The organism is Streptomyces sp. NPDC087845 (genome assembly GCF_044742755.1).
In the GTDB taxonomy this organism is placed as follows: Bacteria; Actinomycetota; Actinomycetes; order Streptomycetales; family Streptomycetaceae; genus Streptomyces.
Map to the genome: position 1 here is coordinate 165286 of NZ_JBIUVC010000008.1, position 14461 is coordinate 179746.

Here is a 14461-nt window from a genome sequence, read left to right on the forward strand (position 1 = left end):
GGGAGCAGGCCGCACCCGGACGCCTGAACACTCCGCCGTACGCAACGGATACAGCACGAAAAATGCACATAAGGTTCCCCTATGTCACATGCCGGTGATGGCGACGCGGGAAGGATCAAGGGCCTGCTGCGGTGGCGGCCTCGGACCGGCGGCGACAGGACGTGGGTCTGGTGGCTTCCTCTGCTGCTGACGGCCGTGGACGTGGTCGCCGACCTCGCGGCCCGCAGCCGCGAACCGCTGAGCTTCCTGCTGGTCGGAGTTCCGCCCGTCGCGGCGGTCACACGGACCCCCCGGCGTACCGCCGGGATCACCGTCGTATGTCTGGGGCTGGAGGTGTGGCTGGCCTCCCGGCGCCCCGGGCACATCGCGGAGAACCACCACGTGGCCCTCTACACCGCCACCGCGCTGATCGGCGTCGCCAGCGTCGCGCTGTCGCGGCAGCGGATCCGTGCCGAGGCCAGCCTCGTCCACGCCCGTTCGGTCGCCGAGGCCATGCAGCTGACGCTGCTCCGCCCGTTCCCGCGACGGATCGGTCCGGTGCGGGCAGCCGGCTTCTACGAAGCGGGTGAGGGCGGCACGCTCGTCGGTGGCGACCTCTACGATCTGTGCGAAACCCCGTTCGGCGTACGGGTCGTTCTCGGAGACGTACGCGGAAAGGGCCTGGAAGCGGTTCAGACGGTCGCGGCCGTCCTGGGGAGCTTCCGGGTGTCCGCCCACGAGTTGACGGACCTGAGCCGTCTGGCGGATCACCTCGAACTCAGCATCGCCCGCAATTCCGGATGCTCGGCCGAGGACGAGGAACTGTTCGTCACCGCTCTCATTCTGGAATTTCCCCCCGGCGGCGGCTCGGTGAGGATCGTCGATCGCGGACATCCGGCACCGCTTCTGCTCACCCCGCACGGCACGCAGCGGCTCCGCACCTCCCCCGCGCTGCCTCTGGGGCTGGGCGAACTGGGCACCGGCGGCGCCGAGGTCACCACTCACCCGCTGCGCGCCGGGGAGGTGGTCGTCCTGTACACGGACGGAGTGAGCGAGGCACGGAACGCGGAAGGCGAGTTCTATCCGGTACGGGCCCGGCTGACGGATCATTTCGCCGACGGGGGCCGGACTCCGGATCCCGAGGCCCTCGTGTCCTTCCTCAGGGCGGACAGGGACGAGTGGTCGGCCGGAGCGGACGACGACCGGGCCGTGATCGCCCTCACGCTGTCGTGAACGCCCCCGGCCCGGGGCGCGGCACCCGGAAAGCACGTGGCACCCGATACATCAGCCAGGATCGGCACCTGGTCCGACCGGGCCGGCTCACGGAGCCGAGAGGCTGTTCCGCCGCAGGTCGGCCGGGAGTGCCTGTTCCGTCCAGATGACCTTGCCGTGGTCCGTGTAGCGGGTCCCCCACCGGTCGGCGAACTGGGCGACGAGGAACAGCCCGCGGCCCCCCTCGTCCGTGCCGGCCGCCTGCCGCAGATGGGGCGAGGTACTGCTGTGGTCGGAGACCTCGCAGATCAGGGAGCGGTCGCGGAGCAGCCGTACGCCGATGGGGCCCGAGGCGTAGCGAATGGCGTTGGTGACCAGTTCGCTGAGGATCAGCTCCGTGGTGAACGCCTCCTCCGCCAGACCCCATTCGGCCAGTTTGCGGGAGACCTCGGCCCGTACCCGGGACACCGACGACGGGTCGCAGGGCACGTCCATCTGGACGACGTCCGCGGCGTCCACTCTCCGGGTACGGGCGACGAGCAGCGCGATGTCGTCGCGGGCGCGTTCGGGTACGAGGGTGCGCAGGACCGCCTCGCAGGTCTCCTCGGGTGTCCGGTCTGCGTTCTCGGCGAGTGTCCGGCCGAGGAGTGACAGCCCGTCGTCGATGTCCCGGTGCCGGTCCTCGACGAGTCCGTCCGTGTAGAGCACCAGCCGGCTGTTCTCGGGCAGCAGCGCTTCGAGCGTCTCGAAGGGCAGGCCGCCGAGTCCCAGCGGCGGGCCGCCGGGCACGTCGGCGAACTCCGAGGTGCCGTCCGGGTGGACGACCACCGGCTGGAGGTGGCCGGCTCGCGCCATGGTGCAGCGCCCGGACACCGGGTCGTAGATCGCGTAGAGGCAGGTGGCGCCGGTGACCTCCGCGTCGGCGCTGTCGACCGCCTCGTCCTGGTCGATCTGGGCGACCAGCTCGTCGAGGTGCCACAGGAGTTCGTCGGGCGGCAGGTCGAGGGTGGAGAAGTTGTGGACCGCCGTGCGCAGGCGCCCCATGGTCGCGGCCGCGTGTACGCCGTGGCCGACGACATCGCCCACGACGAGGGCGACACGGGCCCCGGGCAGCGGGATGACGTCGAACCAGTCCCCGCCGACGCCGCCGAGCCCGCCGAGTCCGGCCTGCGCGGGCAGGTACCGGTAGGCGACGTCGATGGCGTTCTGGTCGGGTACGCCGCGCGGCAGCAGACTGCGCTGCAAGGTCACCGCCATGGCGTGCTCGCGTGTGTAGCGGCGGGCGTTGTCGATGTTCACCGCGGCTCGGGCGACCAGTTCCTCGGCGAGGGACCGGTCCTCGTCCTCGAACCGCCCGGACTCCCCCGCGCGCCAGAACAGGACCCCGCCCAGGATGGCGCCGCGGGCGCGCAGCGGAACCGCGATCATCGAGTGGAATCCGTCCGCGACGAGCCGCCGGGCTCCTGCGGGGTCCTGCTGCTGCCAGCCGTCGAAGGCCGCCAGATTCGCGTCGAGAACCGTCTCCCCCCGGAGCAGGACGGCCCCCACGGGCGTGTCGGGCAGGAAGCGGATCACGGAGCCGACGGGGTAGAGCGCCGTGACGTCCCGGACGCCGCTGGAGGCGGTGCGACGCCATTCGGTGTCCAGGCCCGCGCGCGTGGGCTCCTCGCCGCGCAGCACGGCTTCCACCATGTCGACGGTGGCGAAGTCGGCGAAGCCGGCGGTCGCGAACGCCGCCAGTTCCTCGCAGGTGCGCACCACGTCGAGGGTGGTGCCGATCTCGGTGCCGGCCCGGTACAGCAGACTCAGCCGTCCGCGCGCCGTGTCGGCTCTCCCGCTGACCGCCCGGAGCTCGGTGGTGTCGCGCAGTGTCGTCACGCTGCCGGCCGGTCCGCCGTCCCGGTCGGTCGGCCGCTGGTTGACGGCGAGCAGGCGCTCGCCGACCGGAAGCACCTCGTCGGTCACGGTCCGCCCCGAGACCAGCAGCTCCATGGTGTCCGGATCGAGCGCCAGCTCGCTCATCACGCGCCCCTCCACATCCGGCGGCAGGCCCAGCAGCCGACGGGCCTCGTCATTGGCCAGCAGCAGCCGGCCGCCGCCGCTGACGATGAGGACGCCCTCCCGCACCGCGTGCAGGACGGCGTCGTGGTGCTCGTACATCCGGGTCATCTCGGCGGGGCCGAGACCGTGGGTCTGACGGCGCAGCCGTCTGCTCACGAGCGCCGTCCCGGCCGTGGTGATGGTCAGGACCGCCGCGGCGGCACCGAACAGGAGAGGAAACTGCTGCTCGATCACGCCGCTCACGCGTTTGACGGTGATTCCGGCGGAGACCAGGCCCACCACGGTGCCGTCGTGTCCGACGACGGGTACCAGCGCCTGGACGAGGGGGCCGATGCTCCCGGTGACTTCCTCGACGACGACCCCGCCGTTCAGGGCGGATTTCAGATTGCCGACGAACTTCTTCCCGATCCGGTCGGGCACGGGGTGGGTGTAGCGGATTCCGGCCCGGTTCAGCACGGTGACGAAGTCGACCCCGGTGAGTTTCCGGGCCCGCTCGGTCAGCGGCTGGAGCACCGCGGTCGGGTCGGGGCCCTTCAGTGCCGTCTCGATCCCCGGTGAGGCGGCAAAGGCCTGGGCGACAGCGACCGAACGGTTGCGGGCCTCTCTTTCACCGTCGGCCCGGGATTGGAGTACGAGCGCGGCCACGGCGGCGGCCACCAGCAACACGACGATCGCCAACTGCAGGAGGAAGACCTGACCTGCGAGAGTTCGCATCCTGAGAACCGAGCGTCCGCGGCCGTCCCGTCCGGGCATGCCCTCTTTGTACACCCTTCGCACACACTGAGCGACCCGCGCGGTACACGGTGCGACGACCGACGGGCAGAGGGAGGTCCTGCGGTGCGGCACGCACCACGGGCCTGAACACCTTGCGGACCCAGCGGTGGGCGAGGCGATCGGTGCCGACCCCGAGGTGATACGCCGGAACGGCGACGGCCCGGCCCGAAACCGCGGTCGGACACGGCCCCGGCCCCATTCGGCGCGATGACCCGCTCGACGACCGAACGGGCGGCACACCTGGCGGACGGGTACATCACCGTCGCCCCGGGCTGGGCCGAACCACGCACGCAGAGCGGCTGGAGGCACTCGCCGAGAGCCTCGGCCCGGAGCGCGAGTCCGGAGAGCCGCCTTGACGACACCTGCCCCGATGCCGCATCAGCGCTGGTCAGCGCCATGGTCATCACTTTTGCACCGCTATGATCTTCTCTGGTCCACGGAGGTCGTGGCCGGTCGCAGAGGAGCAGGGACGCCGATGTCAGTCAGCCGGTGCACGGCGCGCGGAACGGTTCTCGCGGTCAGAGCCCTGACCGCCCTTCTGGTACTCGCTCCACTCACCGCGTGCGCCGGCGCATCCGGCCGGACGGCTCCCTCCCCCACGTTCTCGTACCCTCCCCTTGCCTCACCACCGGCACCGCCGGACCACACCACCCGGATACGGGTGGCCGACTACGCCGGGCTGCGGCTGGACGAGGCCTACCGCAAGGCACGCGAGCAGGGGTTTCGATACGGTTCCCACGACGCGACGGAGAAGGACGAACGTCCCCGCCCGACCGGCTGGGCCGTGTGCTTCCAGACTCCGGCGGCCGGCGCATACGCCCAGTCCGCTCCGATGCGCTCCTCGGAGGCCGACGCGCTCGATTTCGCGGCCGTCCCCTTCGGGCAGCCGTGCCCGCCCGCCGACGGACGGCCCATCGGCTATCCGGCCCTCCCCGACGTGGTCGGCAAGACATCGCGGCAGGCCTACACCGCGCTCGGGGCGATCGGTATCCGGGACATCCGTCCCTCCCCGGCCCGCCCCGAGGACGACCTGCCGGACGTGGCGGAGAAACACGAGAAATGGCGGGTGTGCCAGCAGACACCCGCGGCGGGCCAGGAGATCGACAACCCCCACTACCAGATCGTCCGCCTCGACCTGGTGTACCCGGGCAGTTCCTGCCCGCCGGAGCCCGGAGCGGTCGCCGGCGGAGATTCCGGGTCCGGCCAGGACACGGACGTCGACACCGACATCGACGTGGACGGACCGGATGTCCACCTCCACCGCCCCGGCATCTGCCACCGCAAGTGGTGGTGCTGACGTCCTTCGTCCGAGCAGGCGCCGACGGCCGGTCCTTGTACAGGGTGCGGTTCGGCAATTGGCGTTCTGCATGGGGGCATGAGTCGATGAGTGGTCAGCAGCCGGAGCCGGGCAGTGCCTCGCAGATCTTCCGGCCGCTGGCTCGCCGGCACGGTCGTCGCGCACGGGGCGCTGCCGGTCGGGACGGTGCTGCTGGAGGATTCGCCCAGTACGTACATGACACTGGACCTGACCGTCTGGCGCAACGCGGCAGGCTCCGGGTCGGGCAGCCGAGCCCGCCACCGCGCGCCGGTTCCTCCTCTCCTCCTGCTCCGCACGGCCATCACCGGTACGGGTGGTGCGTACCCGGGCGCGGTCGTACTGTCGATTCAGGAACGACCGCCGGAGGAAGGGCGCCGCCACCGGCACTTCTTCTGACGCTCCGGTCCCGGCCCCGCGGGGGCGGTCCGGCGCGGTCTGGACGTCGTGTGAGCAAAGAGGCAGCAGGGAGCCGACATGCAACGAGACAAGCTCAGGGCGGCGGTCATGATGTGTGCTGCCGCGACGCTCGCGGCGGCGGCGGTACCGACGTCCGCTTCCGCGAGGTCGTCCTCGCCCACTCGCACCGTGGCCGTCGACTGCTTCGCGGGTTCACAAGTACGTCCCGGCGACTTCCTGCTCGCCTGCGGGGACGGCAACAACCGCCTGATCTCCCTCCGTTGGACCCAATGGGGACCGGCGTCCGCCGTGGGCAGCGGACTCGACGCGGTGAACGACTGTCAGCCCTATTGCGCCGCGGGCACGTTCCACTCCTACCCCGTCAAGGTGAGGCTGGACCGGCCGCGGAGCTGGGAGAACCATCCCGAGCTGCAGCATTTCACCCGGTTGCAACTCACCTACACGCACAGCACGCCGGCTGATACACACCGGGTCGTGACGTACAAGCTCTGGGACTGATGAATCCGGGCAGTGGCCGCCGGCCGGGCTATCGGGCAGCGGCGGCGGTGTTCGCCGTCGGAATGGCCGGGACCACCCTGCCCACCCCGTTGTACGGGCTCTACCAGGAGCAGATCGGGTTCTCCGAGCTGATGTTGACGGTGGTCTTCGCCGTGTACGCCATCGCGGTCATCACGGTGCTGCTGGTGGTGGGCAACTACTCCGACGAAGTCGGCCGCAGGCCCGTACTCCTGTGCGCCATGGTTCTGTCGGCCGCCAGCGCGGGATGCTTCCTCCTGGAGAGCGGTCTGCCGCAACTCCTGGTGGGGCGGCTGCTGTCCGGCTGCGCGGCCGGTCTGCTCAGCGGCGCGGCGACGGCGGCCGTCATCGAACTGGCGGGTCCGGGACAGCGGGCGCGAGCCGGTTTCGCCGCCACTGCGGCGAACATGGGTGGCCTGGGCTGCGGGCCGCTGCTCTCCGGTCTCCTCGCGCAGTACACCCCCTGGCCGCTGACGCTGCCCTTCTGGGTCCACCTGGGGCTGGTGACCGCGGCCGCCGGGATCACCTGGATCCTGCCGGAGACCGTGGCCGAACCGAAGAGGTGGCCGCGTCCCAGGCCACAGGGAATCACCGTGCCGCCCGAGGTCAAGGGCGTGTTCAGGCCCGCCTCGCTGGCGGCGTTCGCGGGCTTCGCGCTTCTCGGGCTCTTCACGGCGGTGGCGCCGAGCTTCGCCTCGCGGACACTGGGTGTGCACAATCTGGCGGTCTCCGGCGCGGTGGTGTTCTCCGTGTTCCTCGCTTCGACCGTCGGACAGTCCCTGACGCAACGGATCGGTGCGCGCCGCGCGCTCCCCGCGGGCTGCGGCATCCTCGTCGTGGGCCTGCTGCTGGTGGCGGCATCGCTCATCGCCCAGTCCCTGGTCCTGCTCGTCCTCGGTGCGCTGTGCGGCGGCAGCGGCCAGGGACTCGCCTTCCGCGCGGCACTCACTCTGATCGGTGGAGCCGCCCCGGCACGCCATCGTGGCGGCACCATTTCGGCGTTCTTCGTCGTCGCCTATGCCGGGATCTCGGTCCCGGTGGTCGGAGTCGGCGCGCTGGCCACCTGGCTCGGACTGCGCCCGGCCGGGCTGATCTTCACGGGCTGCGTGATGCTGCTGTCGGCAGGTGCGGGAACGTACGCCGCACGCAGGACGCCGCAGTGAACCACGCCTGGAACATCGCAGGGTCGTCGACGTCGTGCGCGGACACCGCACGGGGGTCGACGGAGGTCCGCCCGCCGAATGCCGGCTGACACGGCAGCAGCCCCCTGCTCTCGCAGGAGGCTGCCACTGATGGTGAATCCGATCTCTCTCTGAGAGGAGCCGTCCTCGTGGACCATGCTACGGCGATCGACGAGGAGTGCCCACTCCAGCGGGACTCGCTCCGAGCGGTGCGGGGCCGTCAGGCACTGCTTTCCGGCCTCATCGCACTGCGTGTTCAGGCGCGCCGGGCGCCCTGGTGCTTCTGCGAGCGGTGGCGGTGACCGCGGTATCCGCGAGGGCGCCGCCCGAGGCTTTCACGCCTGGTCAACGGCATGGTGACGGTCCGGTCGGAGACCGTGTCCGCGGGATCCCGCAGGGCTGTGAGCCTGCCGTTCGGGCCCCGTCGACATCCCTGTCCGGGCAGGACGCCGAGTGGGTGAGCGCACTCTGTGTCCGCTCGCAGCAGGCGTACGGACCCGGTTCCGGAAGGGCTGGAGCACGATGTCGCCGCCTCGTCGCCGCCGGCCGGGTTCGAGCGGATTCTCTACGAGGGGTAGGCCCGCACACCACTCTTGTTATACGTTCCGTCCAACAACTTGCTAGACGTCACGTCTAACAAGCGAGCGAGGGCGGCGCTCGGCAGCCATGGCTCTCATCGAGCGGGCACGGGATGAGGCCACCGGCGGCCGGCGCCGAGTCGATCTGTCGATTCAAGGAGCGGCAACATGGCAAGCAGCACCGTTCGGCCGGGGGACCAGGACCGGCTCCACGAGCACGACGCCGCCCGGCGCCTGCTCGACTCGTCCGCGAAGCTCTCGTACGACCCCGCCGCGGAGGTGGACTGGGACACCCCCTTGGACAAGGGCTTCCACGGTGCGAGCCCGGAGTGGAGCACGCTCTACGGGACGGCGTACTGGCACGAGCTCACCGAGACGCAGCGCAAGGAGCTGACGCGGCAGGAGGCCGCGTCGGTGGCCGGCACCGGCATCTGGTTCGAGATGATCCTGCAGCAGATGGTGCTGCGCGACATCTACACGAAGGACCCGGCCGATCCGCGGTTCCAGTGGGCCCTCACGGAGATCGCCGACGAGTGCCGGCACTCCATCATGTTCGCGCGCGGAGCGGCGAAGTTGGGCGCCCCGGCCTATCGCCCGCACCGGATGGTGCTCGAACTCGGCAGGGCCTTCAAGACACTTGCGTTCGGCGAGGCGGCCTACGCCGCGATTCTGGTCGCCGAGGAAGTGCTCGACGTCATGCAGCGCGACTGGATGCGGGACGAACGGGTCGCACCGTTCGTACGCACCATCAACAACATCCATGTCGTCGAGGAGTCACGGCACATGAAGTTCGCCCGCGACGAGACCCGCAGGCGGCTTCGGCACGCGGGTGCCCTGCGCCGGCAGCTCAACGCGTTCGTGATCGCGGTCGCCTCCTACTTCATCGTCACCAGCATGGTGAACCGGAACGTCTACGCGAACGCCGGGCTCGACACGAAGCGCGCCCTCGCCGAGGCCCGGGCGAACGAGCACCACAGGTCCCTGATGCGGTCCAGCTGTGCGGGCCTCATGGAGTTCCTGGCCTCGGCGCGGCTCCTCACCAGGCCCGCGCTGGTCTTCTACAAGCGCGCCAACCTGATCTGACCCGAGCCGGCCGACCCATCGAGCGACCCGAGCTGACGACATGACCTACGCCATCACCCAGACCTGCTGCAGCGACGCCACATGCGTCGCCGTGTGCCCCGTCAACTGCATCCATCCGACACCGCAGGAGCGGTCGTTCGGCAGTACGGAGATGCTGTACATCGACCCGGCGACCTGCATCGACTGCGGTGCCTGCGCCGATGCCTGCCCGGTCGACGCGATCTTCCCGGTGGACAGCCTGCCCGACGCGCAGAAGAACTACGCCGCTGTCAACGCGGCCCACTTCGCCGGCGTGGAACCCGGACCGAGCGGCACCGGGCCGAACTTCCACCACTGGAGCGCGCCCACCTTCGCGCGCAGCCTGCCGTCCGGCTTCGCGCCGATCCGGGTCGCGGTCGTCGGCACCGGCCCCGCGGGCATGTACGCGGCCGAGGATCTGCTGCTGCACACCCCTGCCGAAGTGACACTGGTGGACCGGCTGCCGGTGGCCGGCGGACTCGTGCGGTACGGCGTGGCTCCCGACCACCCCGCGACCAAGAAGGTGGGCGAGACGTTCGCGCGCTTCCACACCCATCCCCGGGTACGGATGCGGCTGGGCGTCGAGATCGGCAAGGACATCACCGCGGAGGAACTCGCCGCGCACCATGACGCGGTCATCTACGCCGTGGGCGCGTCCGCCGACCGCCGACTCGGCATCCCGGGCGAGGACATCCCCGGCAGCATCTCGGCGACCACGTTCGTGTCCTGGTACAACGCCCACCCCGAGGTCGCGCCGGACGTCATCGACCTGTCGGCCGAGCGCGTGGTCGTGACCGGCAACGGCAACGTCGCCCTCGATGTCGCCCGCATCCTCGTCACGGACCCCTCGAAGCTCGCCGAATCGGACATCGCCGACCATGCGCTCGCGGCCCTGCGCACCTCGAAGGTCCGCGAAGTGGTCCTGCTCGGTCGCCGCGGCCCGGAGCACGCGGCGTACAGCGGGCCCGAGCTGCTCGCCCTCCACCACCTGCCGGGCGTGGAACTGGTCGTCGACGACCACGATCCGCGCATCGGTGCGACGATCGACAGCGCGGCGCCGAACGAGAAGGCCGCGCTGCTGCGGGGCGCAACCCGCGAAACGGTGGACTGGTCGCGCACGCCCGTGTCACGACGGCGCATCGTCTTCCGCTTTCACTCCGCACCGGTGGCGGTGCTCGGCGACGGCACCGTCCGGGCGGCGCGGGTGACGGGAGGTCCGGGCGAGCTGGACATACCGGCCGGCGTACTCCTGCGCGCGGTCGGCTACCGCGGTCTGCCCGTGGCGGGGCTGCCCTTCGACGAAGCGAGCGGCACCGTGCCGCACGAGGGCGGTCGCGTGACGGGGCGGACCGGGACGTACGTGGTCGGCTGGATCAAGCGGGGCCCCTCGGGCGGCATCGGGGCCAACCGCGTGTGCGCCGCCGAGACGGTCGGCACGCTCCTGGCCGATGCGGTCGGCGGCGCGCTGCCTTCACCCGCGGGTTCGTCCAAGGCGTTCCGCCGCCTCGTTCGGAGCCGCAGCCGCCACGTCGTCGATGCCCGGGGGCTGGCCGCCATCGACAGGGCCGAGCTGGCGCGCGGTCGCGAGGACGGCCGCCCACGGGTCAAATTCGGTACGGTGCCCGAGCTGGTCGCGGCGGCGAAGGGCGGCCGCCCGCGACTGCCGAGCTGAACGCCCCGACGCGGTCCGGTCCTTGACGGCAGAGGTCGAGGCCGCGTGCGGGCAGCGGCGTCCACGGTGTGTGACGCCCCTGCCCGCACGGTGACTTCGCGGCCCGCCACCGCGCCGAGGAGGTCTTCACCCCCGGTCGGCAGCGCTCCGTTTTCCGAGGCCGGGCCCCGGTCCGTCCTGACTACTCAGGTTGCGCCGGTCCGGCCGGCCGGACCGGTGGGACGGTCCAGTGCGTACACCGTGACGGGATTGCCCTTGACCGTGTCCTGTCGGCGCGGCGAGAAGCCGAGACGCTCGGCCACTTTCACGGACGGGTCGTTGCCCGGCCGGATGAGAGCGGTGAAGTAGTCCTCCTTCAGCGTGGCGAAACCCCAGTCGAGGCACGCCCTGGCCGCCTCGGTGGCGTATCCGTGCCCCCAGTGCTCCGCCCGGAACGTCCATCCCAGCTCGACCTCGTCGAACTGCTCCCAGTACTGCAGGCCGCTGCGTCCGACGAGTTCACCGCTCGACCTGAGTTCGACGGCGCACAGGCCATGGCCCCGCTCGTCCCACTGACGCTCGATCACAGCCAGGCGCTCCGCCGCCTGCTGACGGGAGTAGGCCCCGACGAACCGGTTGACCCGCGGGTCGGCGTGGAGGTCGACGAACGCATCCACGTCGGAAGGACGAAGGGGCCGAAGCGACAGTCGCTCAGTCTCGATCATGTCCCCGAGCATAGTTCCCGGCGCCCCGTCGGCCGGGCTCGATCCGGTCCGCTCACGCAGCATGCCGACAACAGGCACGTTCCCCGGCCCCCGCACCGTTCGCCGGGCGGTCCCGCGTCCGGTTGGCACGACCGGTGATCCTGAACCGGCAGCCACCGCCGCGGCAGTCGGCCGGTCCGGGCATCGATGGCGGCCGAATGACCGTCCCGCTCGCTCGCGCTACCGTGTGCTACCAGCGCTCTTCCGGCTCCTGCCCCGAGGTACGACGTCTCTCGGAGCGAGCCGTGCCGGCGCCTGTCCCTGTCCACTTCCGAGCCTGCTGCACATCTCTCATCTCCGCACCGTGTGTGCGGACCGCGCGACGACCCATGGAGAACACGTTGAGGACGAAGTTCCGTTCTCGTTTCACCGCCCGGCTTGGGCGCACGTACCTGTCCAGGATCCAGAAGTACGGAATCGGCTCCTCCACGATCCGGCTGCTGCCCGAAGACCTGCTGATGCTCCTGCGCAGGGACGGCCTGGACCCGGTGGACAAGCTGGCAGGGCTCCAGGCGAAGGCGCCGGTATCCAAGGTGTCGCTGCCGTTCGGTATGGATGTCTGGGTGGTCACCGGCCACGAGGAGTCGAAGGCCGTACTCGGATCGGCCGACGGATTCAGTACCGACTTCGCCCACCTCGCGACGAACGCCGGAGTGGCGGCGGAACAGAGCCCCGGCGGGCTCGGGTTCAGCGACCCTCCCGTGCACACGCGGCTGCGGCGCATCCTGACCCCGGAGTTCACGATGCGCCGGCTGCGCCGGCTCACTCCCAGGATCGATGCCATCGTGAAGGAGCGCCTCGACGCGATGGAAGCCCACCAGGGCCCGGTCGACCTGGTGAAGGACTTCGCGCTGCCGATCCCCTCCCTCACCATCTGCGAGCTGCTCGGCGTGCCCTACGACGACCGCCACGACTTCCAGCAACTGGCCATGGACCGCTTCGACCTCTTCGGTGGCACGACCGCGCCCTTCGGGGCCATGTCGGAGTCGCTGGCGTATTTCAGGAACGTGGTCAGGATGCAGCGCGAGAATCCGGGCGACGGCCTGCTCGGCATGATCGTGAAGGAGCACGGCGACAGCGTCGACGACGAGGAACTCGCGGGCCTCGCCGACGGCGTGCTGACCGGCGGCTTCGAGACCACCGCCAGCACCATCGCCCTGGGCTCCCTCGTACTGCTGCGGAACCCCGAGGTCTTCGAGCGGATACGGACGGACGACGCGGCCGCCGCGCCGTTCGTCGAAGAGGTGCTGCGCTACCTCTCCGCGGTGCAGATCGCCTTTCCCCGGTTCGCCCGTCGGGACATCGAGATAGCGGGCGTGGTCATTCCCCGGGGCGACATGGTGCTCTGCTCGCTCAGCAGCGCCAACCGTGACGCGTCGTACGTCATGGACGACGGACGCTTCGATCCGCACCGCAACCCCTCGGGGCATCTCGCCTTCGGGTACGGAATCCACCGCTGCATAGGCGCCGAACTGGCGCGCATGGAACTGCGTTCCGCCTATCCCGCCCTGGCTCGGCGGTTTCCCCGGATGCGTCTCGCCGTCCCGCCCCAGGAACTGGCCTTCCGCAAGCTGTCGATCGTGTACGGCGTCGAATCGCTGCCGGTGCACGTGCGCTGAGCAGGCGCGCGGTCCCGGACTCGACGGGATCTGCTCGTGCCCGTACCGGCGCCGCGCGGATTCACCGCGTCGAGGGGGGTGCGGCCGGGGTGGCGCAGGTTCGCCTCGGCCCGGCCGCGCAGCTCACGCGAGGACGGTGCGGGGCTCCCCGGCACACGGCCGCCCCTTCACAGACTCCGCTCCGTGAGGCGCCAGGTCTCCACCCGCTTGTCGTACCCGCCTGTGGCGATGCGCACTTCGTCGTCGACCTGGATCTGGCACAGCGCGCGCACCCACCCGCAGCCGTACGGCCCCAGCAGGAACGGGGCGCCGCCGACGGTGCCCGTCCTCTCTCCGGTGGCCGGGTCCCAGAGCTTCACGCCCGGCCCGTCGCCACCGGAGGCCAGCAGCTTCCGCTCGCCCACCTCGACCTGGCACAGGGCGTGCAGCCAGCCGAAGTCGTCCTCCATGACATGGAGTTGTTCTCCGGTGTCCGGGTTCCACACCCGTATCGTCTCATCGGTACCGGCCGAGGCGAGCAGGGTCCCGTCCGCGCTCTCCATCTGGCACAGAGCGGTCGGCCAGCCCTCATGGCCGCTCAGTTCCCGTATCTGCTCGCCCGTGCCCGGCTCCCACAGCCGTACGCTCCGGTCCACGTGGGACGAGGCGAGGAGGTCCCGTCCCTCGGACCGCACCGCGCACACCGCCAGGACCTCGCCGGCTCCGGGCGACAGGACACGAACCTGCTCGCCCGAGCCCGGCTCCCACAGATGGAGCGATCCGTCCTCCGCGCCGGCGGCCAGCAGTGCGCCACCGTCCACCCGCACCTGGCACACGCTGCTCACCGCGGCGCGCGCCCCCGTGAGAACGGAGACCTGCTCACCCGTACCCGGGTCCCACAGCCGTACCGTCCGGTCCTTGCCGCCGGAGGCCAGCAAGGAGCGCCGGCCGGACTCCACCTCGCACAGGGCGCTCACCCAGCCCCGGTGCCCCGCCAGGGTGGTCACCGCGTCCCCGGTGGCCGGGTCGCCGATCGTGATCATTCGCCGCGATCCCGCGAACGCGAGCAAGGTCCGTTCTTCCGCGCGGACTTGGCACACGGCGCTGAACCTGGGGGCGAGCATCTTCTGGATGGCCGTCCTGAGGCCGACCAGCACCACCACGACCGCCGTCGCGGTGAGGAGTGCCTGAAGCGCGGACAGCACCTGGAACAGAGCCAGCACCAGCACTATGCCCAGCAGCAGGCGCACCCGGAGGATCCGGAACATCAGCATGTGCAGTCCGCGCAGGAGGTTGTTGGGCGCCACCGCG

At 70.8% G+C, this 14461-nt stretch carries 11 protein-coding genes; 8 read left to right on the forward strand and 3 right to left on the reverse strand.

What is annotated here, in order from left to right; genetic code table 11:
• Nucleotides 1–81: 81 nt before the first annotated feature.
• The gene (locus tag ACIOMQ_RS21715; RefSeq protein ID WP_362202354.1) at nt 82–1212 is read left to right on the forward strand and encodes a PP2C family protein-serine/threonine phosphatase; all 1131 of its coding nucleotides are present in this window, start codon (nt 82–84) and stop codon (nt 1210–1212) included.
• A gap of 87 nt (nt 1213–1299) precedes the next feature.
• Here ACIOMQ_RS21715 and ACIOMQ_RS21720 read toward each other — a convergent pair whose 3' ends face one another.
• Complete coding sequence (locus tag ACIOMQ_RS21720; protein WP_402189891.1) at nt 1300–4005, reverse strand: SpoIIE family protein phosphatase; 2706 nt, start codon at nt 4003–4005, stop codon at nt 1300–1302.
• Between the two features lie 496 nt (nt 4006–4501).
• Here ACIOMQ_RS21720 and ACIOMQ_RS21725 point away from each other — a divergent pair, with 496 nt between their 5' ends.
• The 6 genes from ACIOMQ_RS21725 to ACIOMQ_RS21750 all read left to right on the forward strand — a co-directional run bounded on the left by ACIOMQ_RS21725 (nt 4502) and on the right by ACIOMQ_RS21750 (nt 10809).
• Nucleotides 4502–5323 carry a PASTA domain-containing protein gene (locus ACIOMQ_RS21725; protein WP_402189894.1) on the forward strand — a complete coding sequence of 274 codons (822 nt, stop codon included), beginning with the start codon at nt 4502–4504 and terminating at the stop codon, nt 5321–5323.
• A 114-nt stretch (nt 5324–5437) separates the two neighbouring features.
• Entirely contained in the window at nt 5438–5740 is a 303-nt protein-coding gene (locus ACIOMQ_RS21730; RefSeq protein ID WP_402189897.1) for a hypothetical protein, read from the forward strand.
• A gap of 78 nt (nt 5741–5818) precedes the next feature.
• Nucleotides 5819–6259, forward strand: a complete 441-nt coding sequence (locus ACIOMQ_RS21735; RefSeq protein WP_362202363.1) for a hypothetical protein — start codon at nt 5819–5821, stop codon at nt 6257–6259.
• Nucleotides 6259–7440: an MFS transporter gene (locus ACIOMQ_RS21740; protein ID WP_362202366.1), complete on the forward strand. Its 1182-nt coding sequence runs from the start codon at nt 6259–6261 to the stop codon at nt 7438–7440. The genes ACIOMQ_RS21735 and ACIOMQ_RS21740 overlap by 1 nt, the downstream gene beginning before the upstream one ends.
• A 764-nt stretch (nt 7441–8204) precedes the next feature.
• A complete protein-coding gene (locus ACIOMQ_RS21745; protein WP_401265113.1) occupies nt 8205–9119 on the forward strand; it encodes a diiron oxygenase in 915 nt (304 codons plus the stop codon).
• A gap of 40 nt (nt 9120–9159) precedes the next feature.
• Nucleotides 9160–10809, forward strand: a complete 1650-nt coding sequence (locus tag ACIOMQ_RS21750) for an FAD-dependent oxidoreductase (protein ID WP_401940966.1) — start codon at nt 9160–9162, stop codon at nt 10807–10809.
• 185 nt (nt 10810–10994) lie between these two features.
• Here ACIOMQ_RS21750 and ACIOMQ_RS21755 read toward each other — a convergent pair whose 3' ends face one another.
• Nucleotides 10995–11513: a GNAT family N-acetyltransferase gene (locus ACIOMQ_RS21755; RefSeq protein ID WP_362202374.1), complete on the reverse strand. Its 519-nt coding sequence runs from the start codon at nt 11511–11513 to the stop codon at nt 10995–10997.
• A 368-nt stretch (nt 11514–11881) separates the two neighbouring features.
• On the opposite strand from ACIOMQ_RS21755, the gene ACIOMQ_RS21760 reads away from it, so the two are divergent.
• Nucleotides 11882–13171, forward strand: coding sequence for a cytochrome P450 (locus ACIOMQ_RS21760; protein WP_401265120.1), 1290 nt, complete (start codon nt 11882–11884; stop codon nt 13169–13171).
• Between the two features lie 167 nt (nt 13172–13338).
• On the opposite strand, the gene ACIOMQ_RS21765 is transcribed toward ACIOMQ_RS21760, so the two are convergent.
• The gene (locus ACIOMQ_RS21765; protein WP_362202380.1) at nt 13339–14457 is read right to left on the reverse strand and encodes a WD40 repeat domain-containing protein; all 1119 of its coding nucleotides are present in this window, start codon (nt 14455–14457) and stop codon (nt 13339–13341) included.
• Between the last annotated feature and the right edge of the window lie 4 nt (nt 14458–14461).